The 25,726-nt window shown below is 71.0% G+C and carries 25 protein-coding genes and 1 riboswitch; of the genes, 10 read left to right on the forward strand and 15 right to left on the reverse strand.

The features are described 5' to 3' along the window. The first annotated feature begins 52 nt into the window (after nt 1-52). Entirely contained in the window at nt 53-1,630 is a 1,578-nt protein-coding gene (locus tag IW249_RS19300) for a Na+/H+ antiporter (protein ID WP_196922038.1), read from the forward strand. Nucleotides 1,631-1,672: 42 nt separating this feature from the next. Here the strand turns inward: IW249_RS19300 and IW249_RS19305 are convergent, their stop codons facing one another. The 5 genes from IW249_RS19305 to IW249_RS19325 form a co-directional block, all read right to left on the reverse strand. Further along, a complete protein-coding gene (locus tag IW249_RS19305) occupies nt 1,673-2,416 on the reverse strand; it encodes an amino acid ABC transporter ATP-binding protein (protein ID WP_196922039.1) in 744 nt (247 codons plus the stop codon). Further along, complete coding sequence (locus IW249_RS19310; protein WP_196922040.1) at nt 2,413-3,186, reverse strand: amino acid ABC transporter permease; 774 nt, start codon at nt 3,184-3,186, stop codon at nt 2,413-2,415. The genes IW249_RS19305 and IW249_RS19310 overlap by 4 nt, the downstream gene beginning before the upstream one ends. A gap of 39 nt (nt 3,187-3,225) precedes the next feature. Continuing rightward, nucleotides 3,226-4,107 (reverse strand): ABC transporter substrate-binding protein, encoded by an 882-nt coding sequence (locus IW249_RS19315; RefSeq protein WP_196922041.1) that lies wholly within the window; start codon nt 4,105-4,107, stop codon nt 3,226-3,228. A gap of 99 nt (nt 4,108-4,206) precedes the next feature. Further along, nucleotides 4,207-4,347 carry a hypothetical protein gene (locus IW249_RS19320; protein WP_196922042.1) on the reverse strand — a complete coding sequence of 47 codons (141 nt, stop codon included), beginning with the start codon at nt 4,345-4,347 and terminating at the stop codon, nt 4,207-4,209. 32 nt (nt 4,348-4,379) lie between these two features. After that, nucleotides 4,380-4,491: riboswitch (SAM riboswitch) on the reverse strand. Between the two features lie 86 nt (nt 4,492-4,577). Then, a complete protein-coding gene (locus IW249_RS19325) occupies nt 4,578-6,518 on the reverse strand; it encodes an amino acid transporter (RefSeq protein WP_307788635.1) in 1,941 nt (646 codons plus the stop codon). Nucleotides 6,519-6,690: 172 nt separating this feature from the next. On the opposite strand from IW249_RS19325, the gene corA reads away from it, so the two are divergent. Continuing rightward, nucleotides 6,691-7,821 carry a magnesium/cobalt transporter CorA gene (gene corA / locus IW249_RS19330; RefSeq protein ID WP_196922044.1) on the forward strand — a complete coding sequence of 377 codons (1,131 nt, stop codon included), beginning with the start codon at nt 6,691-6,693 and terminating at the stop codon, nt 7,819-7,821. A gap of 16 nt (nt 7,822-7,837) precedes the next feature. Here corA and IW249_RS19335 read toward each other — a convergent pair whose 3' ends face one another. Together IW249_RS19335 and IW249_RS19340 are read right to left on the reverse strand one after the other, a co-directional pair. Beyond that, complete coding sequence (locus IW249_RS19335) at nt 7,838-8,023, reverse strand: hypothetical protein (protein WP_091401337.1); 186 nt, start codon at nt 8,021-8,023, stop codon at nt 7,838-7,840. Nucleotides 8,024-8,232: 209 nt separating this feature from the next. Then, on the reverse strand, nt 8,233-8,748 hold the full coding sequence (locus tag IW249_RS19340; RefSeq protein ID WP_196922045.1) for a 2'-5' RNA ligase family protein: 516 nt from the start codon (nt 8,746-8,748) through the stop codon (nt 8,233-8,235). A 78-nt stretch (nt 8,749-8,826) separates the two neighbouring features. On the opposite strand from IW249_RS19340, the gene IW249_RS19345 reads away from it, so the two are divergent. Continuing rightward, a complete protein-coding gene (locus IW249_RS19345) occupies nt 8,827-9,336 on the forward strand; it encodes a mycothiol transferase (RefSeq protein WP_196922046.1) in 510 nt (169 codons plus the stop codon). Between the two features lie 9 nt (nt 9,337-9,345). On the opposite strand, the gene IW249_RS19350 is transcribed toward IW249_RS19345, so the two are convergent. Continuing rightward, nucleotides 9,346-10,392: an NAD(P)-dependent alcohol dehydrogenase gene (locus IW249_RS19350; protein ID WP_196922047.1), complete on the reverse strand. Its 1,047-nt coding sequence runs from the start codon at nt 10,390-10,392 to the stop codon at nt 9,346-9,348. 161 nt (nt 10,393-10,553) lie between these two features. Here IW249_RS19350 and IW249_RS19355 point away from each other — a divergent pair, with 161 nt between their 5' ends. Together IW249_RS19355 and IW249_RS19360 are read left to right on the forward strand one after the other, a co-directional pair. Next, nucleotides 10,554-10,961: an SCP2 sterol-binding domain-containing protein gene (locus IW249_RS19355; RefSeq protein WP_196922048.1), complete on the forward strand. Its 408-nt coding sequence runs from the start codon at nt 10,554-10,556 to the stop codon at nt 10,959-10,961. Next, a complete protein-coding gene (locus tag IW249_RS19360; RefSeq protein WP_196922049.1) occupies nt 10,958-13,015 on the forward strand; it encodes an amylo-alpha-1,6-glucosidase in 2,058 nt (685 codons plus the stop codon). The genes IW249_RS19355 and IW249_RS19360 overlap by 4 nt, the downstream gene beginning before the upstream one ends. Nucleotides 13,016-13,066: 51 nt before the next feature. Here IW249_RS19360 and IW249_RS19365 read toward each other — a convergent pair whose 3' ends face one another. Continuing rightward, nucleotides 13,067-13,570: a DinB family protein gene (locus tag IW249_RS19365; protein WP_196922050.1), complete on the reverse strand. Its 504-nt coding sequence runs from the start codon at nt 13,568-13,570 to the stop codon at nt 13,067-13,069. A gap of 134 nt (nt 13,571-13,704) precedes the next feature. Between IW249_RS19365 and IW249_RS19370 the strand changes: the two genes are divergently transcribed. Further along, nucleotides 13,705-14,610, forward strand: a complete 906-nt coding sequence (locus tag IW249_RS19370) for a DUF72 domain-containing protein (protein WP_196922051.1) — start codon at nt 13,705-13,707, stop codon at nt 14,608-14,610. A 36-nt stretch (nt 14,611-14,646) separates the two neighbouring features. Here IW249_RS19370 and IW249_RS19375 read toward each other — a convergent pair whose 3' ends face one another. Further along, a complete protein-coding gene (locus tag IW249_RS19375; protein WP_196922052.1) occupies nt 14,647-15,018 on the reverse strand; it encodes a hypothetical protein in 372 nt (123 codons plus the stop codon). A gap of 199 nt (nt 15,019-15,217) precedes the next feature. Continuing rightward, entirely contained in the window at nt 15,218-15,847 is a 630-nt protein-coding gene (locus IW249_RS19380) for a hypothetical protein (RefSeq protein ID WP_196922053.1), read from the reverse strand. Between the two features lie 197 nt (nt 15,848-16,044). Between IW249_RS19380 and IW249_RS19385 the strand changes: the two genes are divergently transcribed. Further along, nucleotides 16,045-16,215, forward strand: a complete 171-nt coding sequence (locus IW249_RS19385; RefSeq protein ID WP_196922054.1) for a hypothetical protein — start codon at nt 16,045-16,047, stop codon at nt 16,213-16,215. Between the two features lie 33 nt (nt 16,216-16,248). Here the strand turns inward: IW249_RS19385 and IW249_RS19390 are convergent, their stop codons facing one another. The 3 genes from IW249_RS19390 to IW249_RS19400 all read right to left on the reverse strand — a co-directional run bounded on the left by IW249_RS19390 (nt 16,249) and on the right by IW249_RS19400 (nt 19,400). Then, on the reverse strand, nt 16,249-17,112 hold the full coding sequence (locus IW249_RS19390; RefSeq protein WP_196922055.1) for an alpha/beta hydrolase family protein: 864 nt from the start codon (nt 17,110-17,112) through the stop codon (nt 16,249-16,251). A 134-nt stretch (nt 17,113-17,246) separates the two neighbouring features. Further along, on the reverse strand, nt 17,247-18,503 hold the full coding sequence (locus IW249_RS19395; protein ID WP_196922056.1) for an SGNH/GDSL hydrolase family protein: 1,257 nt from the start codon (nt 18,501-18,503) through the stop codon (nt 17,247-17,249). A 198-nt stretch (nt 18,504-18,701) separates the two neighbouring features. Beyond that, complete coding sequence (locus tag IW249_RS19400; RefSeq protein WP_196922057.1) at nt 18,702-19,400, reverse strand: hypothetical protein; 699 nt, start codon at nt 19,398-19,400, stop codon at nt 18,702-18,704. A gap of 277 nt (nt 19,401-19,677) precedes the next feature. Between IW249_RS19400 and IW249_RS19405 the strand changes: the two genes are divergently transcribed. The 3 genes from IW249_RS19405 to IW249_RS19415 all read left to right on the forward strand — a co-directional run bounded on the left by IW249_RS19405 (nt 19,678) and on the right by IW249_RS19415 (nt 24,980). Further along, complete coding sequence (locus IW249_RS19405) at nt 19,678-21,735, forward strand: DNA gyrase/topoisomerase IV subunit B (RefSeq protein ID WP_196922058.1); 2,058 nt, start codon at nt 19,678-19,680, stop codon at nt 21,733-21,735. Nucleotides 21,736-21,773: 38 nt separating this feature from the next. Beyond that, entirely contained in the window at nt 21,774-24,257 is a 2,484-nt protein-coding gene (locus IW249_RS19410) for a DNA gyrase/topoisomerase IV subunit A (protein WP_196922059.1), read from the forward strand. Between the two features lie 204 nt (nt 24,258-24,461). Beyond that, nucleotides 24,462-24,980: a TrmH family RNA methyltransferase gene (locus IW249_RS19415; protein WP_307788636.1), complete on the forward strand. Its 519-nt coding sequence runs from the start codon at nt 24,462-24,464 to the stop codon at nt 24,978-24,980. Between the two features lie 122 nt (nt 24,981-25,102). On the opposite strand, the gene IW249_RS19420 is transcribed toward IW249_RS19415, so the two are convergent. Beyond that, nucleotides 25,103-25,675, reverse strand: coding sequence for a peptidoglycan-binding domain-containing protein (locus tag IW249_RS19420; protein ID WP_231392577.1), 573 nt, complete (start codon nt 25,673-25,675; stop codon nt 25,103-25,105). Nucleotides 25,676-25,726 lie beyond the last annotated feature (51 nt).

The following is a 25,726-nucleotide window of genomic DNA, read 5'->3' on the forward strand; positions in this document are numbered from 1 at the left end:
CAGATGGAACCACCGGCGCGTCCACCGTCGGCCACGGTCGGAGGGGGTACGCGTGGAGGCGCTCATCCTGATCGTGGTGCTCGGCGTCACCGTCCTGGTCGGCACCACCCTCGGCGGTCGGTACCGGGTCGCCCCGCCGGTCCTGCTCATCGTGTTGGGCGTGCTGCTCGGGCTCACGCCGCCGCTGTCCGAGGTCACCCTGGAACCCGACCTGGTCCTGCTGATCTTCCTGCCGGCGATCCTGTACCGGGAGAGCCTCACCATCAGCCTGCGGGAGATCCGGGCCAACCTGCCGGTGATCGGGCTGCTCGCCGTGGTGCTGGTGGTGCTCACCATGGCCACGGTGTCGTTGGCCGCGCAGGCGCTCGGGGTGAACCCCGCCGCCGCCTGGGTGCTCGGCGCGGTCCTCGCGCCGACCGACGCCGCCGCGGTCACCGGCCTGGCCAAGCGGCTGCCCCGGAAGCTGCTCACCACCCTGCACGCGGAGAGCCTGGTCAACGACGGAACCGCTCTGGTGGTCTTCGCGGTGGCAGTGGGTCTGCTCAGCCACAGCGACAAGCCGGGTGTGCTGGGCATCGGCGAGGAGTTCGTCGGCGCCAGTGTCGGCGGCGTGGTCGCCGGTCTGCTGGTGGGGGCCGCCGTGGTGTTGATCCGCAAGCGGCTCGACGATCCGCTGCGCGAGGGCGCGCTCAGCGTGCTGACCCCGTTCGGCGCCTTCCTGCTCGCCGACTCGGTGCACGCCAGCGGTGTGCTGGCGGTGGTGGTCGCCGGCCTGGTGCTGGCCTACGCCGGCCCACGGGTGATCCGCGCCCGGTCCCGCGTGCTGGCGTACGCGTTCTGGGACCTGTCCACGTTCCTGATCAACGGCGGGTTGTTCGTCCTGCTCGGCACGCAGATTCCCCGGGCGGTGCGGAGCATCACCAGCACCTCGCCCGAGCGGGCTCTGCTGATCGTGCTGGTGGTGACAGTGGTCGTGATCGGCACCCGGCTGCTCTTCATCTACCTCATCGCCCAGTCGGCGCGGTTGCGGCGCCGCCGGATGGTGGACGACGACGGCCGAGGTCCCTCCGGTTGGCGGGTGGGGACCGTCGCGGGCTGGTCCGGTTTCCGGGGCGCGGTCTCGCTGGCCGCGGCCCTGGCCGTCCCGACGGTGATGGTCGACGGTCGACCGGTGGTCGAACGGGATCTGATCATCTTCGTCACCGCGCTGGTGATCGTGCTGATCATGCTGCTCCAGGGCACCACACTGCCGTTGGTCGTGCGCTGGGCCGGGCTGAGCGGCGACCCGGAACGCATCGACGAGGCCCGCAATGCCCGGCGGCGGGCCACCGAGGTGGGCCTGGCCGCTCTTCCCCAGGTCGCCGCGGAGATCGGTGCCCAGGATGAATCGGTGCGTCGGCTGGAGGCCGAGTACCGGAGGCATTTGGAGGACCTCGACGAGAGCTGTGGGAACACCGCCGAGGAGCGCCGGCTGGAACGCCGACTGCGCCTCGGCGTCCTCGCCCACAAGAGGCGGGAGGTCACCCGGCTGCGCGACAACCGGGAGATCGACGACCTGGTGCTCCAGGAACTGCAGTCCGCGCTGGACAACGAGGAGATCCGGCTGTTGGGGCGCGGGCCCAACGAGTGATCCTCGGCGGTCGTCCGACCGCGCGGCTCAGAGCACCTGGTTTCAGAGCACCTGGTCGAGGAAGCGGCGAAGCCGCGGATGCTCAGCCTGCTCGAAGATGGCCTCGGGTGGGCCGGCCTCCAGCACGACGCCCCGATCCATGAAGGCAACGGTGTCGGCGACCTGCCGGGCGAAGCCCATCTCGTGGGTCACCACCACCATTGTCATGCCGGCGGCGGACAGGTCGGCCATCACCCCGAGGACACCCTTGACCAACTCCGGGTCGAGCGCCGAGGTCGCCTCGTCGAAGAGCATCACCTCGGGCCGCAGCGCCAGCGCGCGGGCGATCGCCACCCGCTGTTGCTGACCACCGGAGAGCTGCGCCGGCCGGGAGTTCGCCTTGCCGGCCAGCCCCACCAGTTCCAACTGGGCCCGGGCGACGGTCTCCGCCTCGTCCGCACCGAGCTTGCGCAGCCGGCGCAGCGCCAGCGTGACGTTGCGCAGCACGCTCATGTGTGGGAACAGGTTGAACTGCTGGAACACCATGCCCACCCGCTGCCGCAGCGCGTCCGGGTCGTCGCCCAGCACGCTGCGCCCGTCCAGCAGCACGTCGCCCCGGTCCGGTTCGATGAGCCGGTTGATGGTGCGCAGCAGGGTGGACTTGCCCGACCCGGACGGGCCGATGACGCAGGCCGTCGCGCCGCGCGGCACCGCGAGGTCGACGCCGCGCAGCACCCGGTTCGGGCCGAAGGCGAGGTGCACATCGCGTACGTCGAGGCTGACCGAGGTCGTCGTGGCGGTGGTCATCGCCGATTTCCTTCCGTCGCGGCGTACGACGCGGTGTCGTCGTCCTCTTCGGTCGGCGCTGTGGCCGGCCGACCGTTGCGCAGCCGCCTGTCGATCCAGTTGACGACGTGTGTCAGCGGGACTGTCAACGCCAGGTAGCAGAGCCCCGCCAGCAGCAGCGCCGACTCGTTGCCGGTGGTGGCCGCGTAGTCCTGCCCGATCCGGAACAGCTCCCGCTGGCTGGCCACCAGGCCGAGGAAGTAGACCAGGCTGGAGTCCTTGATCAGCGCGATGAGCTGGTTCACCCAGGCCGGCAGCACCCGTCGGATGCCCTGCGGGATGATCACCAGCCGCATCGCGTCGGTCCAGGAGAAGCCGAGGGCCCGGGCGCCCTCCAACTGGGCGGCCTCCACCGACTGGATGCCCGAACGGAAGATCTCCCCGATGTACGCGGCGGCGATGAGCGACAGCGCCAGGATGCCCAACGGGTACGGGTCCGGTCCCCAGACCTGCATGCCCAGCGGAGCCAGCCCGACGCCGATCAGCAGGATCGTCGCCGCGGCCGGCAACCCCCGGAACACGTCCGTGTAGACCCGTGCCGGCCAGCGCAACCAGCGGCTGCGGGAGATCCCGGCGACGGCCAGCAGCAGGCCCAGCACCGAGCCGAGCAGGGCGGCGGAGACCGCCAGGATCAGCGTGTTGGGCAACCCGACGGTCAGCATCTCGGGCAGCGCCTCGCGCATCGCGTCCCAGTCGAAGAAGGTCTCCCACAGGGTGCTCAACGGATCCATCGGTTGCTCCTCCTACCGCCCCGCTCGCTCGTCACCGGCTCAGGACGCGGCCGACGCGGACGCCGACGGCGCCGCCGACGCGGACGGGGCCTGCGCCGTGCCGCTGCCCGGCGTGAAGTCCGCCGGGATCGGCCGACCCGGGTAGTACTGCGCCTGCAACCGGCTCCAGGTGCCATCGGCGATGACCTCGTCGAGGCTCTTGTTCAGCGCCTCGCGCAGCTTGTCGTTGCCCTTGGCCACGGCGTACGCGGTCGGTGCCGGGCTGAGCTGCTTGGCCGCCACGGTGATCTTGCCGTTGCTGTCGGCGGCCGACTTCTCGCCGATCTCCGCCGGGGCGATCCACGCGTCGGCGGTGCCCGCCTTGAGCTGGTTGATCGCACCGTTGTAGTCAGGCACCCGCACCGGGTTGAGCTGCTTGCCGGTGGCGTAGTCGTCCTGGACGGTGCCCTGCACCACCACGACCCGCTTGCCGGTGAGCTGGTCGAAGCTGGTGATCGGTGAGCCGGCCGGAACGTCCAGGCCGAAGTAGCCGAAGTCGTAACCGTTGCCGAAGTCGACTGTCTTCTTGCGGGCCTCGGTGATGGTGATCGAGGAGCTGCCGACGTCGAACTTGCGGTTGTTGACCTGGCTGAGCAGCGCGGAGAAGTCGGTGCCGACGAACTCGACGGTGAGGCCGAGCTTGCCGGCCACGGCGGTCAGCAGGTCGTTGTCGAAGCCGGTGAACTTGCCGTCCTTGAGGTACACGTTCGGTGGGGCGTCGGTCAGCGTTCCGGCGCGCAGCACGCCCGGCTGGGCCAGGCCGTACGGGTTGGCGGTGGCGTCGGACGAGCTGTCGTCGCCGCAGGCGGTGAGGGCGGTGGCGGCGAGGATGGTGGCCGCGCCCAGGGCGGCGGCGCGGGTCAGGGCAGGAAGAAATCGCACGGGTGTCTCCGAAGGGTGGTGTCTCGGCGCGCACGGGCGTGCGCCACCGACGGCGCGCCGATGGGCGTACCGGTGGGAATGAGCTCGGGAAGGGGTGTGCTAGAGCGCGATGCCGCGACGACAGGCGGCGCTGCACATTCGCATCATGTCCACGTGCCGTCGCCGGGTCAGTGCGGGCGAGGGCCGACCGGTGCGGGTGTCCGCGACGTCGGCCGGTGGGGCGGTGCTGAGGATGCGCATGGTTCTCCCGGGTCTGTGCTGACCTGGGTGCCAGGCCACGCTTGCACCGACGTCGTGCCGGTGCCTGGTCTTCACCCGGGGCACCCCACCGCGGAGGAGGGTTGCCGGCCAGCGAGCCGGGGCTTCGCGCTGGCACTCATGACCTGCGCCGAGGCTAGCAGCAGGAACGGGTGGATCGTCCAGTCGTTATGACCACGCTCACCGTGCACGACGGGCTGTCGGCTCGCAGGTCAGCCGGCGTGCACGTGCGGTCGACGGTGCGGGTCGGGCTCCTGGCGGCGCAGGATCTCCCGGGTCACCGAGGCGATCGCGCCCTGCCCGAACGCCAGGTAGCGCAGGAAGTTGCGAGTCGGGCCGCCCTCGGACCACTCGAAGTAGATGTGGGGGCACCGACGGCTGCGGTCGCGGATCTCCAGCAGCAGGGCGGCGAGCGCGGTGGGCACCGACGAACTGGCCAGGCTGAGCACCGGGAAACGGCCGTCGACCACGCCGCCGCGGACCAGCAGTTCGGTCTCGAAGTCGGAAGGGTCGGTGACCTTGACCTCGACGAAGATGACGTCGCCGTCGTCGGGAAAGTCGTTGTCCGCCATGGTCTGGGCCAGCTTGGCGCGGTACTCGGCCTCGTCGCGCCGGTCGGGTTCGTGCGCGATGAGGCGGATCCGCCGCCCGGCGCGTTCGTCGATCATCCGGGACGCGGCCGGGTCGAGTTCGACCTGGTCGACGCGCAGCTCGTAGGCCCGCATCAGCCGGGACAGCACCGACACCAGGATGATCCCGCCGATGAAACAAGCTGCGATCTTGACACCGTCCGGGCGCTCCACCACGTTCGCCAGCGTGGTGTAGACGAAGATCACCGCGATGACTCCGAACGCGATGGTGCGACCGCGCTGACGCTGCCGGCGCGCCGCGAGCGTCACCGCCGTCGCGGCCGAGGTGATCAACACCAACACACCTGTGGCGTACGCGCCGCCCTGCGCGTCCACGCTGGCCTCGAAGAGGATCGTGATCAGGAACGCCACGGCGGTGAAGACCAGCACCAGTGGCCGGACGGCTCGTGCCCAGGTCGGCGCCATTCCGTAGCGGGGCAGGTAGCGCGGCACGAGGTTGAGCAGACCGGCCATCGCCGATGCCCCGGCGAACCAGAGGATTCCGATGGTGGACAGGTCGTAGACGGTGCCGAACACCTCGCCGAGGTGGGCGTGCGCCAGGTAGGCCAGCGCCCGCCCGTTCGCCGGCCCACCCGGCTGGAAGGCCTCCGGTGGGATGAGCACTGTGGTCGTCACGCTGCTGGTGATCAGGAAGACGCTCATGATCACCGCTGCGGTGGTGAGCAGCCGGCGCGCGCCACGGATCCGGCCCAGCGGTCGTGCCTCCGAGTCCTGGGGGTCTCCCCGTACGCTCGGCATGACCGCCACCCCGGTCTCGAAGCCGGACAGACCCAACGCCAGCTTCGGAAAGACCAGCAGCGACAGCCCGACCACCAACCACGGATCGCCGTGCCCGGTGGTCAGCATCGTGGTCCAGTCGCCGACCGCGCTCGGGTGCGTCGCCACCCGCCACAGCGCGTCGGCAACCACCACCGCGTTCAGCGTCAGGTAGACCGCTACCAGGACGACGGCGATCCCGATGGCCTCGGTGAATCCCTTGAGGAACACCGCGCCCAGCAGCGATACGAGCAGCAGCGTGACCAGCACCTCGTGCCCCTTGAGCCCGCTCGGCCAGAACGGGTTCTCGTCGATGTGCGCTGTCGCGTCGGCGGCCGAGAGGGTGATGGTGATGATGAAGTCGGTGGCTGCGAAACCGAGCAGCACCAGCACCAGCAACTTGCCCGGCCAGTAGCTCAGCAGGCGTACCAGCATCGCGATGGAGCCCTCACCGTGTGGGCTCTCCACCGCCACCCGCCGGTAGACCGGCAGCGCGCCCAGCAGGGTCACCAGCACCAGCACCAGGGTCGCCACCGGCGAGAGCGCCCCGGCGGCCAGCGCCGCGATGCCCGGCTGGTAACCCAGTGTCGAGAAGTAGTCGACACCGGTCAGGCACATCACCTTCCACCACGGGTGGTGCCGGTGCTCCGGCGGGCGCCCGTGCGGCCCCGGGTGCTGCACGGCCTGGTCCGAGCCGGCGTCGAGCAGCCACCCCCGCAACCGGCCGGCCCGTCTGTCGACCTTCACCGGCGCGTCCCCCGTCATCCCGCCCACGGTCACCGTGAGTATCCGCCCGCCGGGCCACCGCCGTCCGCCGGTGCGCGGAACCCAGCCCACGCCGCGGCGGGTTTTGGGCCCCGGACAGGGGGGAAGCAGCGCTCCGGGCTGGACCGGACGGCACCGGGGGAGGGGACAGGGCATGGTCGGCGGCCGTCGCTTCCGCCCGGGTGGTGGCTTCGGCCGCCAACTCGACGAGTACGAGACGAGGGTCGGCGTCCCGCCCTCCACCGAGTCGCCCGCTGCGTCCCACGGCGGCCTGGTGGACAGCGCTGTCTACCTCCAGGGGCACCGGTTCGCCTCGCCGTCCGGCCTCGCCGAGACGTACCGCTGCCTCCAGGAGCAGGACGGCGCGATGGCCTGGATCGGGTTGTACCGGCCCGACATCGAGCAGATCACCTCGCTGGCCCGCGAGTTTCGGCTGCACGACCTGGCGGTCGAGGACGCCATCAACGCCCACCAGCGGCCCAAGCTGGAGCGGTACGGGCACACCCTGTTCGTGGTGCTGCGCGCCGCCCGCTACGACGACCTGCGGGAAGAGGTCGAGTTCTCCGAGCTGCACCTGTTCATCGGGCCGGGCTTCGTGGTCACCGTCCGACACGGTGAGGCGCCCGACCTGGCGGCGGTGCGGCGGCGGTTGGAGACCGAGGTGCAGATGCTCGCCCGGGGGCCGGAGGCGGTCCTGTACGCGATCCTCGACCAGGTGGTCGACGGGTACGCGCCGGTGGTGGCCGGACTGGAGAACGACATCGACGAGATCGAGACCCAGGTGTTCGGTGGCGATCCGAACGCGAGCCGCCGCATCTACGGCCTCAGCCGCGAGGTCATCCAGTTCCAGCGGGCCGCCCGACCCCTGCTCAGCGTGCTCGACGCGTTGGCCGACGGGGCCGGCAGCGCCAGCGCCGACGAGGAGCTTCGTCGCTACCTGCGCGACGTGACCGACCACCTGACCCAGGTGGTGGAGCGGGTGGACGGCTTCCGGCACCTGTTGCAGAACATCCTCACCGTCAACGCCACTCTCGTCTCGCAGCAGCAGAACGAGGAGATGCGCAGCCTCACCGCGGCCAGCTACAGCCAGAACGAGGAGCTGAAGAAGGTCTCCTCCTGGGCGGCGATCCTCTTCGCTCCCACGCTCATCGGCACCGTGTACGGCATGAACTTCGTCCACATGCCGGAGCTGAACTGGCGCTTCGGCTACCTCTTCGCGCTGCTGTTGATGCTGCTGGTCTGCGGCACCCTCTACGTGATCTTCAAGCGGCGCGGCTGGCTGTGAGCCGTGCGGCCGACGCTCACTCGATGCCGCGCAGGATGTGCCGTTCGTCCTCGACGTCGTCGTCGCCGGCACCGATCCGCCCGAGCAGCACGGCGGCCGCCCAGATCGTCAGTGGTGTGGCCGCCCCGGTCATCCCGCCGCCGGTCCGGTCGTCCCGGGTCTGGCTCCGCTCCGTGCGCGGTGGCCTGCGCTGAGCCTGCATGGGCCCTGCCTCTCCTCGTCGAAGCCGCCGTGGGCGGCGCGGGGTGACCCCGCGCCGCACCGGCCGGGCGAACCGCCTGCGAGCAGCCCACCACCGGTACGACAGCCACCCGAACCTTCCCACGCCCGGCCACATCCGCACCGCTTGTTTACGGGTTTCCGACTGCGGCCCGCCAAACCGGACATTACGCGTCGACGGTCGAGGCACGGTCAAGGCAGCGGGTGGGCGATGCCGCGGGCGTGGTCGGTGAGCGCCGCGCCGACCACGGTCGCGGCCAGCGGCAACACCTCCAGGCAGCGGCGCACCGCGGCGGCCATCAGCGAGTTCGGCACCCGCATGGAAAGCGTGCAGTGCGGCACCCACCGCCCCGGCTGGTAGTGCTCGGCGAGGGGGATGCCGGCGGTGGCGAGCCGGTCGTGCACCAGCCGGTGGTGCGCCAGCAACTCCGGGGTGGGCGCCGGACCGAGCCAGAGCACCCGACCGACGAACTGGCCGGCGTGCTGGAAGTCGAGCCGCAGTGGGGCGGCCACCACCATCCCCTGTAGCGCCTCGGCGACCTGCTCCGGATCGAAGCGGGGCGCCACCATGAGCGAGACGTGCGGACGGTGGCGCTGCTCCAGCAGCGAGCGCATGCTCTGCACGCCCTCGGCCTCCAGCGCGTCCCAGAGCACCCGGATCCGGCGGGTGGCGTCCGGATCCAGGTACAACTCCACCGCGGCGACCATTTGATCACCGTAGCGGCCGAGGTTTGCGAGCCCGGATCCGGCGGTACCTGGTCGGAAACCGATCAGGAAGGCGTACCCGTGGATGTGAGTGACCTGCTGACCGAGGCGTACGACCGGCTGCCCGACCTCGTCCGCGCGGCCGTCGACGGCCTCAGCCCCGAGCAACTGCGCCACCAGCCCGGCCCGGGCGCCAACACGGTCGGCTGGCTGGTCTGGCACCTCACCCGGGTGCAGGACCACCACGTCGCCGACCTGCTCGACGCCGACCAGATCTGGGTGAGTGGCGACTGGGCGGGCCGGTTCGGGCTCGCCGCCGACCCCGACGACACCGGCTACGGGCACTCGCCCGCTCAGGTCGCGGCGGTGCGGCCGGAGAGCGCGCAGGCGTTGATCGACTACTACGAGGCGGTCGCGGCGCATACCGGAAGCTTCCTGGCCGGTCTGGGCCCGGCGGACCTGGACCGCGTGGTCGACGAGGCGTGGGACCCGCCGGTCACCCTCGGCGTCCGGTTGGTCAGCGTCGCCGAGGACGACCTGCAACACGTGGGCCAGGCCGCCTACGTGCGCGGCCTCATCCAGGCCGACTGAGCGCCGGTCTCACGGCACGATCACCGCCCGGCCCTCCAGGGTGCCGTCGCGCATCTGGCGGTACGCGTCCAGGGCGTCTCCGAGTGCGAAGGTTGTGGTCTTCGGGCGGACCAGGCCCCGGGCACCCAGGTCGAGCACCTCCACCAATTCGGGGCGGCTGCCCCAGTAGGTGGTCGCGATACTCACCTCGTACGGCACGGAGAAGAACGACACCCCCAGGGTGCCGCCGCCGATCCCCACGACGGTCAGGTCGCCCACGGTGCGGGCCGCCGCCACGCCGAGCGCCAGGGTGGCGTCCGTGCCAACGAAGTCCAGCACCACGTCGGCGCCCCGCCCTCCGGTGGCGTCCCGGATCTCCTCGGCGGCGGCCGGTCCGGACGTCACGGTGCGGTCGGCGCCGCACTCCTCGGCCAACCGCAGCGCCTCGGCTCGGGTGTCCACGGCGATCACCCGCGCGGCGGTGGTGGCCTTGAGGATCTGCACACCCACATGCCCCAGCCCGCCGACCCCGATCACCACGGCCGTGCTGCCCGGTGGCAGCTTCGGCCAGGAGCGTCGGATGGCGTGGTACGGGGTGAGTCCCGCGTCGGTCAACGGTGCGGCTTCCGCCGGATCCAGACCCTCCGGAAGAGGCACGACGTGCCGCGCATCCGGGACCAGCTCGAACTCGGCCATTCCGCCGTCCAGTCCGAGCCCGCCGCCTCCGCTCGGTACCGGCGCAGCGGACGGGTTCTCGCAGTACGGGTCGACTCCGACCCGACAACGGGCGCAGGTGCCACAACCCCATGCGCCGAACACAGCGACCGGTTGCCCGACGGAAAGCCCGGTCACACCGTCGCCGAGGGCGTGCACCCAGCCGGCGTTCTCGTGCCCGAGCGTGAAGGGTGGGTTCCAGGGCATCGTGCCCGGCTCGAACTCGTCCATCAGGTGCAGGTCCGAATGGCAGGCGCCGGCACCGCCGATCCGCACCACCACCTGACCCGGCCCGGGCGTCGGGTCGGGAACCTCGACCAACTCCGGCTCCGATTTCCACTCCTTCAACCGCAGCGCGCGCATACCGGTGCTCCCGTCCGTCTCGGCTGAACCACTGGCCTGCCCATCTCGTCCCAGAGCAAACAGGCCGACGCCAGGGCAGATCTGGCACCTCACCTGTTTCGGGTGAACCGGGCTCACCCCGACGCGGGTGATCCTGCGGGGAACCGTGGGGAGGGGACCCGATGGACGCGACGGCGGAGCAGTACCTGCGGCAGCTGGACACCGGTCGGCGGCCCGACCTGCCGGAGACCACAGCGGGGACGCTGCGGCTGGATGTCCGCGACGACGGCAGCACCGATCACTGGTACCTGACCATCGCCGACCAACAGGTCCGGGTGACCCGTTCGGCCGACGACGCCGAACTCGTGGTGCGGGCCGACCGGGCGGTCTTCGACCGGATGGTCCGCGGCGAGCTGCACCCGGGCGCGGGCCTGCTGCGCAACGAGCTGACCGTGCACGGCAACATGCAACTGCTGATGCTGCTGCGGCGGATCTTCGCCGGGCCGGACGGCGCCCGCCATCCGCATGAGCTGGGCCGGGCCGCGTTGGTTGGCCGGGCCGCGTCGACCGCTCGGGATGAGCGGTCGTGAAGCAGGAGCTGGTGCACGTCATTGCGGGCAACCTGTTCGCCATCAGCGACGCCCAGGGCGACATCGAGGTCGATCCGCAGACCCCGGTCGGACTCTTCGCGTACGACACGCGATTCCTGTCCCACTGGGTGCTCAGGATCGACGGCGAACGGATCAATGCACTTGCCCGCGACGACCTCACCTACTTCGAGACCCGGTTCTTCCTGGTCCCCGGTGCGGCGAGCCACTACGTCGACGCCGACATGTCGATCATCAGACACCGCTCGATCCACGACTGTTTCCACGAGAACATCACAGTGCTCAACCACTCGTCGCAGCCCGCCGAGTACACCGTCCGGGTGGAGATGGCCAGCGACTTCACCGACATCGTCGAGGTCGGGCAGCTCCGGCAGCGGGCCGTCGAGGTCACCGCCGACCCGGCGGGCCAGCGGCTCGTGCTGCGCTACCAGCGGGACCGGTTCGTTCGTGAGACCACAGTGCGCAGCACCGTCCCCGCCGAGGTGGACGAACAGGGGATGACGTTCCGGATCCGGATCGCACCCGAGGGGAAATGGGAGACCGACCTGCACGTCAGCGTGACCATGGGCGGCGAGGAAGGCCGGGATCTCCGCGCCGACCTGCAGTCGCACCAACAGACCGTGCGGACGGGGATGCGCGAGGACCTGGCGCAGTGGCTGGACCGGGCGCCGCAGCTGGTGGCCGAACGCAGCGGCCTGGAGGAGCTCTACCACGGCAGCCTCGCGGACCTGGAGGCACTGCGGTACAAGCCGTTGTCGTACCGCGAACGGGTGCCGATCGGTGGTCTGCCCTGGGCGATGGGGCTGTGCGGACGGGACGCCATCATCACCTGCTTCCAGACGATGGCGTTCACCCCCGAACTGACACCGGCGACGCTACGGATGCTGGCGCTCATGCAGGGCGGTCAGCTCGACGACGCGCTGGACGAGGAGCCCGGCAAGATCCTGGCCCAACTCCGGTACGGCGAGACCGGGACGTTCAGCGACCGGACCAGCGCGCTGTACTACGGCGCGGCGGACACCACCCCGCTCTTCGTCGTGCTGCTCGACGAGTACGAGCGCTGGTCCGGTGACGCGGACCTGGTCCGCGAGCTGCGCCACCCGGCCCGGATGGCGCTGGACTGGATCGACGAGTACGGCGACCTGACCGGGGACGGCTACCTGCGCTACCAGCGCCGCAACGAGCGCGACGGCACGATCAACCAGTGCTGGAAGGACTCCCCGGACGCCATCGTCGACGCCCAGGGTCGGCAATCCGCCTTCCCCCGCGCCACCTGTGAGTTGCAGGGCTACGCGTACGACGCGAAGCGGCGTGGCGCCCGGCTGGCCCGGGAGTTCTGGGGCGACCCCGCGTACGCCGACCGGTTGGAACGGGAGGCGGCAGCGCTGAAGGAGCGCTTCAACCGGGACTTCTGGCTGCCACAACGGGAGTACTACGCGTTGGCTCTCGACCCGTACGGCGAACCGGTCGATGCGCTCGCCTCGAACATCGGGCATCTGCTCTGGAGCGGGATCGTCGCGGACGACCGCGCGGAAACGGTGGCCGAGCACCTGGTCGGGCCGCGACTGTTCAGCGGTTGGGGGGTGCGCACGTTCGCCGCGGGGCAGCGCACGTACAACCCGGTGGGCGCACACCTGGGCGCGGTGTGGCCGTCGGACAACGCGCTGATCGCCGCCGGGTTGCGTCGCTACCGCCTCGACGCGCAGGCGGCCCGGATCGCAGCCGGCATCTTCGACATGGCGCAGACGCTCGGCGGCGCGCCGCCGGGAGTGATCGCCGGTTACGAGCGCAGCCTGACGACCTACCCCGTCCAGCTGACGACGAGCTGCCGCCCGCAGGCGTGGGCGTCGGGGGCGCTGCTGATGCTGCTCGGCACCATGCTGGGCTTGCGACCCACCGGCGACAACCTGCTGGTGAACCCAGCGGTGCCGGAGGGGTTCGGTCGGCTGGAACTGCTGGACATCCCGGGCCGTTGGGGTCACTCCGACGCCTACGCGAGAGACCGGAGCACCGAACGCAGGCGCCGCCTGCGCTGAGGCCGAGAAGCACCGCCCAGCCCGCCCCCGGCGGCGACGCGCGCCGGGGGATCAGCCCATGGTCTTGGCGCCGTCGATCGACTCCCGCAGGATGTCGGCGTGCCCGGCGTGCTGGGCCGTCTCGGCGATCAGGTGCAGCAGCACCCGGCGGACCGTCCAACTCGCCCCCGGCTCGAACCAGGGCGCCTGCGGCAGCGGGTGCGCCGCATCCAGGTCGAGGGTGGCGACCAACTCGTCAGTCTGGCCGGCCACCGCCTGGAAGCGCTCGACCAGCCCGGCGAGGGTCTCGCCCGGTGCCATCTGGAACTGACCGACCCAGTCGACCTCCTCACGGCCCATCTCCTCCGCGCCGCCCACGGCGAAGAGCATCCATCGGCGCTCGACGCCGGTCACGTGCTTGATGAGGCCGCCGAGGCAGAGGCCGCTGACAGTGGGGCGGCTGGCCGCCTGCTCGTCGGTGAGCCCGTCGACGGTCTGCAGGAGGAAACCACGGTGCCTGCGGAGCGCCTGTAGAAGATCGGTGCGCTCACCGGTGAGCTGCTCGGTGCTGGTCATGCCGCCACCCCTCATTGATGTCCAACCGAGGCCACCGTAGGGCGAGGCACCGACACTTTCCGGGCACCACACCGCGTCGACGGAAGACCCGCCAGCGGTTGCCGATCCGCGCCGACGGCGGTCCACTGAATGACATGGGTGTGATTAAGGTGGGCACGTCGTCCTGGGCGGACCAGTCCCTGCTGCGCTCCGGGTGGTACCCGCGCTCGGCAAGCACGCCGGCCCGTCGGCTGGGCTTCTACGCCAGCCAGTTTCCGTTGGTCGAGGTGGACACGTCCTACTACGCCATCCCGGTGCCGGAGACGACCCAGGGCTGGGTGGACGCCACCCCGGACGACTTCACCTTCGACGTCAAGGCGTTCAGCCTCTTCACCGGTCACCCGACACCGGTCGCCGTGCTGCCCCGGGACCTGCGCCCGGCCGCCGGCCCGAGCCGGATCCGCCGCCGCGACCTGCCGGAGCGGACGTACGACGAGCTGTGGGCCCGGTTCCGCGCGGCCCTGGACCCGATCGCGGCGGCCGGCAAGCTCGGTGCGGTGATGTTGCAGTTCCCCCCGTGGCTGGTGCGCAGCCCCGCGGCCGAACGCCGGATCGTCGAGCTGGCGCAGCGCTGCCGGCCGTGGCGGGTCGGTGTGGAGCTGCGGCACGGCTCCTGGTTGGACGACGCCGCCGCGACGGACACTCTGGACCTGCTACGCGCCCACGACCTGTCAGTGGTCTGCGTCGACATGCCGCAGGGGCACCCGTCGTCGGTGCCGCCGATCCTGAGCATGACGGCGGAGCCGGCCATCGTCCGGTTCCATGGTCACAGCGGCGCCTGGGGTGAGGGCGACAAACAGGAGAAGTTCCGGTACGCGTACGCCGAGGACGAACTCCGGCAGTGGGCCGGGCTGCTGGCCGAGTTCGCCGACCTTCCGGACGAACTGCACGTGCTGTTCAACAACTGCTGCGCCGGTCAGGCCCAGCGCGACGCCACCCGGCTGGCGCAGCTGCTGGCCGAGACGATGGTCGCCGACCGCGCCGTGCCGGCGACCGGCTGATCGCCGCACGAGCCACCCGGTCGGGCGACGGTCCGCTCAGGACCGCCGTCCCCGGCTGCGCAGGGCGTCCTGGGTCGACTCGCCGATGTCCGCGTCGTCGGGGAAGCTCCGGCCGCTGGGGGCGGGATCGGGTGGGGCACCCGGCCCGGCCATCGGCGTCCTGGTCGGCTCCACCGAACCGAAACCGTGTCGTCCGGCCGGGTCGGACCGGCCCGCCGGGGCACCCGCGCGACGCTCCCCGCGCCGCCCCTCGGGCACCGCCGTCTCCTCGCTGCCCTCGTCCATCGGTGAGTCGTCGTCAGTGCCCCAGGGCGCGTCGGCGTCGAAGCCGTCGCTGGTGCCCCACGGCTTGGTCGCCTCCGGCTCCAGCCGGTCGTTGTCACCGCTGCGTCCCTTGTGCGCCGTCATGGCCACCCCGCTCGTCGGTCCGCCGCCACCGGCGGACGGTGTGCCGTCCTCGGGTCGGGAGGGCCCGCCCGAGCGCGGCGTACGACATCTCGCCGGCCCGCCGCCGCGCGCGTGAGCTCCGTCATCGCTCTGGTGCGCGCGCAGGGCCGGCCAGCGCCCCGCCGTCGAGGTGGCGGCGGGACGCCGGCCGGCCCGACGTTCAGCGTCCGGCCATCGCCATCGGCCGCTTGCCGTTGCTCATTCCCGCCATCTTGATCATGGTCTTGGAGGCGCCCTTCATCCCACCGGCGCGGCCGAGCATCCCGCGGAACACCTGGCCGGGCTTCTGCTGCTCACCCATGTACGCGGTGACCACGACCAGGGTCCCGGTCAGCGCCGGAATCGCCCACTGGAGCAGCTTCATCTGCCGCTGCGAGGACGCCACACTGGCCGGGGTCTGCTGGTTCGGCTCGGTGGCGCCGCTGACCGACGGGCCGCCGGCCTTCTCCAGCCGCATGCCGATCAACCGGCTGTAGCCGGTTACCGCAAGCGCGCCGATGGTCAACGCCGTCTTGATGGCGCTGGCCCGGCCCACGCCGGACTGGGCCGCCACCCGTGGGCTCTCGGTCACCAGCTCGCCGACGGCGCCGGCCAGGTGGGCGCCGATCGCGGCCGCGTTGACCGGTGTCCACTTGGACCATCCGGCCGAGGCGACCGGGAGTCGCTGGGTCGAGTCGCTGATTTTCGCCGCTGCGCCGTTGACGCCGAAGGCACCCATGAGGGAGCCGCCAAACCAGGCCGCCAGGCCCAGATCGTGCATCGAGCGCAGTGCCGTGTGCCGTTCGGACATGTGATCCCCTTCCGCCGTGTCGGGCGGTGCGGCTTACCCGCCGGTCGGGTAGCTAACCCCGCCCCGGTCGGGCCGATCCGCGACGTGGGAGGCCACTACCGGACATCCGTGGCGTCGGCGGGTCGGTCTCGCCCGGGCAGGAGTCGTTAGCCCGGTGGTGGGTAGATCCTGAGCGACGCCGACGAGAGGGGAACGCGATGTCGCAGCCGGACGAGAGCCGGGAGAAGACCCCCAAAACAGACGCGGTGCTCATGCACCCCGACAACGACCCACACCGGAACACCGCCGAGGTCGCGCCCCGCAAGGAACACGGCGAGATCCAGGTGGAGCGCGACGGTGAACTGGTGCCGCTCGACCAGGACGAGTGAGCCGACCGCCGTCCGCCGACCGGCCGGTACGGCTCAGCGGGGCGGCAGGTCGCCGGCGAAACCGGCGATCCGCCGCGCCAGCGGGACGCCCGCGCGAACCCAGGTGAAGTGGTCCAACGTCGTACCGGCCTGCGCCACTGTGTACCGCTCCCGGGTCACCGGCGCGCCGGCGAGCTTCGCGCAGAGGTGGTCCATGGTCTCGTGCGGGGTGAACTGGTCGTCGTCCACACTGACGGCCAGCACCGGTGTCCGCACCGCGCGGACCGCCGCCTCGGTGTCCGTACCGTCGAGCCGGGGGAATCGACCGGTCCGCGCGGTGTGCGCCCAGTCGCGGATCACACCGCGTGCCTGTCGACCGCCGAAGCCCCAGCCCGGCCAGACCCCGAGCAGGGCCGCGGTGGCGGCGATCCCCTGGGTGTAGGGCAGCACGCCGAGGCCGCGCCGGCCCGGGTAGGTCCGCCAGTACGGGATGCCGACCGCGATCAGCGCCAACCCGTCCACCTCGTCGCCGCCGTGCAGGGCGAGGTGCAGCAGCGCGGCCTGCCCGCCGAGCGAGTGCCCGAGAAGCAGTCGGGTGCGTCCGTCCAGTCGTGGTTTGAGGGCGGTCAGGACGGCGCCGACGTCGTCGGCCAGCTCGGAGTAACCGTGTCGGTCCGCCCGACTCGGCGCGGGCGTGCTCTCCCCGGTGCCGCGCAGGTCGGCCACGACCACGGCCAGCCCGGCGGCGCGCAGCGCGGCGGCGAAGGGCCGGTAGTACCGGGCCCGGACCCCCATCGCGGGCCAGATCACGACCACCGGCGCGCCGGGCACTCCGGCCGGCTCCGGGTAGACCTGCACACCCAGCCGGCCACCGTCGACGTCGACGAACTCCTGCGCGTACTCCGGATCCCCGTTCACCGGCCCAGCCTACGGCCTGACGTTACCGGCGGGTAGCAGCAGGCCTTCGAGTCGACGACCGCGGTGCGCGGCGCGCTCGCCGGACGCGACGGAGGGCCCCGCCGACTGGCGGAGCCCTCCGAAGGACGCTGCGGTCAGGAGACCGAGATCGCCCCGTTGCTGGACCGGACACAGGCCACCGAACGGGCGCTGGTGGAGGCCGCGCCGCTCAGGCACTGGCCGAGCACCTGGTGCCCGGTGGCGTTCGGGTGCCACGACTCCTGGCAGGTCTGGAAGTAGCTGACGCAGGTGTTGGCGATCCGCTGGATGGCGATCTTGTCCTTGCCGGCGAGGCTGGTGACGAAGGTGCCGGTCGCCCCGTCCTGAAGCCGGATCGGAGTGGCCAACGCGCCGCTCGGGCTGCTGGTCTGCTCACAGAGTCGGGCGCCGTTGAAGGCCTGCTGCACGTTCAGGTACACCAGGTCGTCGGCGGGGAACTCGGCGGCCAGAGTGTCCCTGGTGGACTTCACGATGCTGCCCAGGCCCTGGGAGAAACGGTGCCCCGGCGCCAGGCTGGCCCGGTGGATCGGGCAGCCGGCCGCGTACCGTTCGGCACCCAGGTCACGGAACTTGTCCCGGGTGTCGTCCCGGCTGTCCTCCTCGTGGAACTGCGGGTTCAGGTCCAGCGGCAGCGGGTTCGTGTAGTCCTGGAACACCACCCGGTGCTGCCCGTCCGCGTCCACCTGGTCGAGGGTGGTCAGGATCTGGCGTACGGCCGCTGTGGTCTCCGCGGTCGCGGCGCTGAGCTGCGCGGCGGTGGCCAGGTCGGCGTCGCTGCACGGCTTCTGCTCGACCGGCCCGTTCAGGTACGCCCAGAACTCCCACCAGCCGGTCCAGGCGTCGGCGATGAACCGGTTGGCGCACTTCTCCGCGACGCTGCCGAAGGTGAACGAGCTGTTGTTGGAACCGAGGCCGACCAGCACCAGGTCGATGTCCTGGGTCTGCGCGACGGCGCGCAGCTGGTCCAGCTGCGCGGCCACGGTACGGCCGTTGGTCCGCGCCTGGGAGGCGTTGGCGATGTCGTGTGGCTGGCCACCGGAGCAGGCCAGGTTGAACCGGTTCTGGATGCCCGGCAGGTTGGCCTGGTTGAGCGAGGCGTTGGCCGAACGGTGGCAGAAGAACGCGTTGTTGTTCGCCGCCGTCCAACCGGGGAAGCCCTGGCTGACTCCGTTGACGTCGACCACCGGGGTGTACGCCCCGGCGCCCTCACCACTGATGAAGCTGTCCCCGAGTGCCACCGCGGCGGTGGGCAACGCGGCGGACGCGGGTGCGGGCAGCGCGACGGCGGTCGACAACGCGGCCATGGCGATCGTTAGTCCCGCGGCGAGCGCGGTACGCCGGAACCTGGGCATGGGGCCCCCAACCATCGAAAGATGAAAGATTCTCTGAGAGCGCGATCAGATCACCCCGGCACGACGGGCGTCAATGGCCCGTAACAGATTCGTTCGACGAAAGACACGCGCCCGTAGGCATGAGGGCCTACAGCGTCGACAGTGGACCCGCGCTCCGGGTTGGCGAACCCACCGACCCGCGCCCGTCGGCGCGGGGAGTCAGTGACCGGCCGGGCGGTCGCGGCGGTGCAGCACTGCCGCGCCCACGGCGTTCAGGCCGACACCCCAGATCAGGAGTACGCACAGCCACTGCACCCACCGCAGCGCGCTCATCTCTCCCGAGAGCAGGTGGCGCACGCTGCCCAACGGGGTGACCCACGGCTGCGCCGGACGGAGGGCGTCCACGGCACCCAGCAGCGTGAACAGGCCCAGCGGCAGGACGATCGTGGCCAGGAACGCCACCACCACCGAGCGCAGCAGCAGGCCCAGGCCGGTGCCCACCAGGCCCGCGACGATCTGCACCAGCACACCGCCCACCGCTACCGTCCCGGCGAACCGCCACGGCTCGTCGGCGACGTCGGCCGGGGTGAGCGCCAGCGTCGCGGCGCAGATCAGCACACCGACCACGCCGATGACGACCGCCGGCAGCCCCACCGCGAGCACTGTGGGCAGGACCGGGAGGCGGGCGGGCGCCCGGCGCAGGTCGCGCACCAGCAGGATGCCGAAGAGCGGGGTCGCGACCGACATCAGGCTCTGCACCGTGCCCGAGAGTTCGGCGAAGGTCCGGTCGGCGGGAGCCGCCGTCGCGACCAGCGCCACGGCGGCCAGCAGCCCCGCCGCCAGGGTGCCCACCAGCAGCCACCGTCGGGCCCAGGTGCCGAGGGAGCGCCGCAGGGCGTCGCGAATCGTTGCGTCCATCTCGACCGCCTCCTGATCTCCTCGACCCGGACGGCGTGCACCCCGCGCGCAAACCGGCCGCGATCATGGGTGAGAGTATCGGTGACGCTGTCTCTGCGTGGTCCCGTGATCACCCACCGGCTGTTCGTTGGCTCACGTCCGGAGGGCCTCGCGCGGCGGGTCGCGTAGGTCCTCCGGTGGTTGTCCCAGCCTCGGGCTAGGCTCGCTGCGGCGCGCCACGCCGGCTGATGTCGCCGGCGACCGGCAGCACACCGCCGAGACCGGGGAGTACGACCAGTTGACCGCAGAGCCTGACACCCTGTACGGGGCCGATGACCTCACCCACCTTGAGGGGCTGGACGCTGTCCGCAAGCGTCCCGGCATGTACATCGGTTCCACCGACAGCCGTGGCGTGGGTCACCTCGTCAACGAGATCCTCGACAACTCCACCGACGAGGGTGTCGCCGGTCACGCCAGCCACGTCGAGGTGATCCTGCACGCCGACGGCTCGGTGCAGGTCGACGACGACGGCCGGGGCATCCCCACCGACGTGCACGCCAAGTCCGGCATCTCCGGCGTCGAGCTGGTGCTGACCCGGCTGCACGCCGGAGGCAAGTTCGGCGGCTCCGGCTACAAGACCTCCGGCGGCCTGCACGGCGTCGGCGCGTCGGCGGTCAACGCGCTGTCCCGTCGCTTCGACGTGACCGTCCGCCGGGCCGGCAAGATCCACACGATGTCGTTCCGGCACGGCGTCCCGGGCATCTTCGACGGCGACGGGCCGGACGCCCCCTTCACCGCCGGCCCCGGGCTCCAGGTGGCCGGCGCCATGAAGCGCGGCCAGCGCACCGGCACCTCGATCCGCTGGTGGCACGACGCCCGCTACTTCGAGACCGGCGCGGCGCTCGACGTCGACGCCGTCCGGATGAAGCTGCGCAACACCGCGTTCCTGGTCCCCGGCGTGACCTACCTGCTGCGCGACCTGACCGGCGAGGCGCCCGCCGAGGAGCGGTTCCACTACCCCAACGGGCTCAGCGACATGGTGGAGTTCCTCGCCCCGGCCGGCGACCGGCCGGTCTCCGGCACCCTGCTGGTCAACGGCGAGGGCACCTACCGGGAGAACGCCGCCGACGCCAACGGCGTCATGCAGTCAAACGTGCAGCGGCGCGCCGAGGTCGAGGTGGCGTTCCGGTGGGGCACCGGTTACGAGCGCACCGTCGAGTGCTTCACCAACACCATCCGCAACGCGCACGGCGGCACCCACCGCAAGGGCTTCGAGCGGGCACTGGTCCGCGCGCTCGCCGACGCGATCCGCAACACCCGCGGTCTGCTCAAGGCCAAGGAGGAGCCGCCCACCCTGGACGACGTCCTGGAGGGGATGACGGCGGTGGTGCACGTGCGGATCCCGGAGCCGCAGTTCACCTCGCAGACCAAGGACGAACTCTCCACCACCGGCATCACCAAGGTTCTCCAGTCCCTGGTCGACGCGCACATCAAGGCCTGGATGGAGGACCGGCGCACCAAGGCCGAGGCGCGCACCGTCCTGCAGAAGATCGTCGACGCCGCCCGGGTGCGACTCACCCAGAAGCAACAGAAGGACGCCGCCCGGCGCAAGACCGCCCTGGAGGGCGCGTCCATGCCGCCGAAGCTCGTCGACTGCCGGGCCACCGGCATCGACCGCAGCGAGCTGTTCATCGTCGAGGGCGACAGCGCCCTGGGGACGAGCCGGATGGCCCGTTCCTCGGAATACCAGGCGCTGCTGCCGATCCGCGGCAAGATCCTCAACGTGCAGAAGGCCAACCTCCAGCAGGTTCTGGACAATGCCGAGTGTGCTGCCATCGTGCAGGTCCTCGGCGCCGGCTCGGGGCGCACCTTCGACCTCTCGGCGTTGCGCTACGGCCGCGTGCTGATCATGGCCGACGCGGACGTGGACGGCGCCCACATCCGTACGCTGCTGATCACCCTCTTCGCCCGGTACATGCGGCCGCTGATCGAGGCCGGTCGGCTCTACGCCGCGATGCCGCCCCTGCACAAGATCACCACCAAGGGGCGCAGCCCGCAGACCGTCTACACCTACACGCAGGCTGAGATGGAGACGACGGTCCGCAAGCTGGAGAAGGCCGGCAAGCAGATCGTCACGCCCATCCCACGGTTCAAGGGTCTCGGTGAGATGGACGCCGACGAGTTGTGGGACACCACGATGAACCCGGCCACCCGTGCCGTCCGCCGGATCACCCTCGACGACGTCGACGCCGCCGAACGCATCCTCGAGTTGCTGATGGGCGAGAAGGTCGAGCCGCGCCGCAACTGGCTCATCGACTCCGCCGACCGCGTCGACCGGGATGCGATCGACGCATGAGCGCCCGTTCCGTTCCAGTTCCAGTGGAGAGCTGAGTCATGGCACGCCGTAAGGAAAACAAGGTCGACCTCTCCTCGTTCGATCAGGCCGGCGCGCGGGTCTTCGACAACCCGCTGGTCACCGAGGTCTCCGACTCCTACCTGGAGTACGCGTTCTCGGTCATCCACTCCCGCGCCCTGCCCGACGCCCGCGACGGCCTCAAGCCCGTGCACCGGCGCATCCTCTGGTCGATGTACGAGCAGGGCTACCGCCCCGACCGCGGGCACGTGAAGTCTGCCCGAATTGTCGGGGATACAATGGGAAAGTACCATCCGCACGGCGACACGGCGATCTATGACGCCATGGTCCGCCTCGCGCAGGACTTCTCCCTCAACGTTCCACTCATCGACGGGCATGGAAATTTCGGGTCCCCAGACGATGGACCGGCTGCATCGAGATACACCGAAGCGCGAATGTCCCGCGAAGCCATGCTGCTCGTCGGTGAGCTGGGCGAGGACACCGTCGACGTCGAGCCCAACTACGACGGGTCGCTGACCCAGCCGACAGTGCTGCCGGCGGCCTTCCCCAACCTGCTGGTCAACGGCGCGTCCGGGATCGCGGTCGGGATGGCCACCAACATGATCCCGCACAACCTGGCGGAGGTCGTCTCCGCGGCCCGCTGGCTGATCAACCACCCGGACGCCACTCTGGACAAACTCATGGAGTTCGTCCCCGGCCCAGACCTGCCCAGCGGTGGGGTGCTGCTCGGCCTGGACGAGGTCCGTCGGGCGTACGAGACCGGCCGCGGCGTGGTCCGGATGCGCGGCAAGGTGGAGATCGGCCCGATCGAGGGCAGCCGGGGCCGTCAGGCGATCACAGTGGTCGAGTTGCCGTACGGCGTCGGCGCGGAGAAGGTCATCGCCGCGATCACCAACGAGGTCACCAAGACCAAGCGGCTGACCGGCATCGCCGACGTCAAGGACCTCACCGACCGGGAGAGCGGCACCCGGCTCGTCATCGAGTGCAAGGTCGGGGTCAACCCGCAGGCGCTGCTCGCCGACCTCTACCGGCTCACCCCGCTGGAGCAGTCGTTCGGCGTCAACAACCTGGTCCTGGTCGACGGGCAACCGCGCACGCTGGGCCTCAAGGCACTGCTGGAGGTCTTCCTGGCCCACCGGTACGAGGTGGTCACCCGGCGCACCTCGTACCGCCGGCGCAAGCGTCAGGAACGGCTGCACCTGGTCGACGGTCTGCTGATCGCGTTGCTGGACATCGACGAGGTGGTCCGGCTGATCCGGGGCAGCGACGACGCGCAGGCCGCGAAGGACGGGCTGATGAGCCGGTTCGGCCTCTCCGACATCCAGGCCACCTACATCCTGGACACTCCGCTGCGCCGGCTGACCAAGTTCGACCGGATCGAACTGGAGGCCGAGCAGGAACGGCTGCGCGCCGAGATCGCCGAGCTGAGCAAGATCCTCGACGACGAGCGGGTGCTCAGGAAGGTCGTCTCCGACGAGTTGGCGGCCGTGGTCAAGCAGTTCGGCACCGAACGTCGTACGACGCTTGTCGACGGTGACCTGAAGGAGGTGCTGGCCGCGTCCGCGCCGGCCGGCCCGCTGGAGGTCGCCGACGACCCGTGCCAGGTGATCCTCTCCGCGACCGGGCTGGTCGCCCGGACCGCGGCCGAGTCGGAGGAGAGCTCCGAGGGGCGCCGGCGCAACGGCCGGGTCAAGCACGACACGGTACGCGCCATCGTGCACTCCACCGCCCGTGGTCGGGTGCTGCTGTTGACCAGCGCCGGTCGGGCGTTCAAGGTCGACGTCCTGCCGTTGCCGGTGCTGCCCGAGCAGGCGGGCACTGTGTCGCTGCGCGGCGGTATGTCCGCGGCCGAACTGGTGCCGTTGGCGGCGGGGGAGACAGTCGTCGGCCTTGCCCCGCTGGGCGGGCAGGCGGAGGGCTCACCGGGGCTGGCGTTGGGCACCCGACAGGGCGCGGTGAAGATCTGCGCACCGGAGTGGCCGGTACGCTCCGACGAGTTCGAGGTGATCGGTCTGCGCGACGGTGACGAGGTGGTCGGGGCGACCTGGCTGACCGACGGCACCGAGACGCTGACCTTCGTCACCTCGGAGGCGTCGCTGCTGCGCTTCCCCGCCGGGCTGGTCCGGCCGCAGGGCCTCAAGGGCGGCGGTATGGCCGGCATCAACCTGCCGGCCGGGGCGCGGGTCGCGTTCTTCGGCGCGGTACGCACCGACGACCCGGGGCACGGCGAGCCGATGGTGGTCACCTCCACCGGCGCGACGGTCAAGGTGACGCCGTTCAAGGCGTACCCGGCGAAGGGCCGGGCGACCGGCGGCGTGCGCGCGCACCGCTTCCTCAAGGGTGAGACGGACGTGGCCGTCGCCTGGGTGGGCCCGCGACCGGTCGGCGCGACCGCCACCGGCGACCCGGTGGAGCTGCCCGCTGCGGACCCCCGCCGCGACGGCAGCGGCTTCGCGGTGATGCTCGGCCCAACGGTGGTGGGCCACCTGATCGAACGCGACTAACCCACCCGCGTTGTCGCGCCCGGCCCGTCTGGCGCGCCCGGCAACAAGATCGTGCTCGATCCTGGATCGAGCACGATCTTGGGCAGTGGGGGTGTCCGTCAGCGCGGTATGGTGGGGCCCTCTGTTGTCGGTGAGGGTCCGGGTGCGCCGCTAAGCACCCCTCAACATGATTTCTTCTCTGTCCGGCGGAGTCGCCGGCGCGGCGTGAGCGCCGCCATCCGGGTCCGGCCCAGGCGTGAGCTACGCGCCGCCCGCCGTCCCCGGCCACACCGCTGTTGGGGTCACCTGATCGCCGCCCCACTCTGGCCGATGCACGGCGCGAACCTTGGCACCCTGTTGCGGACGTGCGACGCGGTCGGTGCCTGCCTCGCCGTGCCACCGTTCCGTTGGGTGGACGAGGCCGTGGCCCGGGGCAACACGCTGCGCCAGCCGGGCTGCGTTCACCGGGTCGGCAGTCCGCTGCGCTGGCTGGCCGCCGAACGGGCCACCGGCACCCGGGTCCTCGGGGTGGAGTTGGCCGACGAGGCCGTCCGGCTCGGTGATCTGCCCGCCGCTCGGGGCCGCACCGTGGTGCTGCTGGGACACGAGGCGACCGGCATTCCGCCCGAGGCGCTCGACCAGCTGGACGTGGCGGTGGAGATTCCCATGGTCGGCCATGGCCACAGCCTGAACGTCGCGGTAGCCGGCTCCCTGGTCCTCTACAAACTGGCTGGGCTCCTCTAGTAGGGCGTCCGGTCGCCGCTGGACCAGTGGCGACCAGGCCGGAAAGCCGCAAGGTAGGTCCGGACAACCGGTCCCGTCGCGTCCGGACCTACCTTGCGAGTCGCTGGTCACCGCATACGAGGTCAGCAGGTGCGGGAGTTGTAGGCGGCCCAGTAGGGGCCGCCGCCCTGCGGCGGGTAGAACCGGTAGTTCCCGTCTGGCGAACGCTGTAGGACGAATTGGTGCGAGCCGTACGGGCTCCTGGAACCCGTCGCCCCGCGGTACACCACGTACAGCCAGCCGTTCTGGTTGTCCTGCTGCACCAGCTTGTCGCCGGCCTTGGTCCAGCTGTTCCGGCCTGCGGAGCCGTCCGCCGAGAGGCCCTTGTCGCGCTGGAAGTTCCTCGTCGCGGCATCGGTCTGGTCGCCGAAGACGCCGTCGACTCCGGACGAGGGCAGGTAGCCATTCGCCCAGAGAATGGTCTGCCAGAGACAGGCGACGTTCGAGCTGCGGTGCGTGGTGACGTTGGTGACGCCTTCGTCATCGAAGTCGTCAGACACCCCGCCGGTGCCATGGACGTACGCCCGGCCCGTGTAGGAGCCGCTGGCCGCGGCCGGCGTGGCGATGGTGACGTTGATGCCGATGGCCAGTGCCGCGCCCATCGCGGGGAGGGCAACTCTCTTGAGGATGCGGCGGGTGGAGCGGAGCGACGACATGTGTCTCCTCTGGTCGGGAATCATGAGGGGGCAACGGTGCTGGGGCGTCGC

Origin of the sequence: Micromonospora vinacea, from assembly GCF_015751785.1 — a bacterium.
Classification (GTDB): domain Bacteria; phylum Actinomycetota; class Actinomycetes; order Mycobacteriales; family Micromonosporaceae; genus Micromonospora; species Micromonospora vinacea.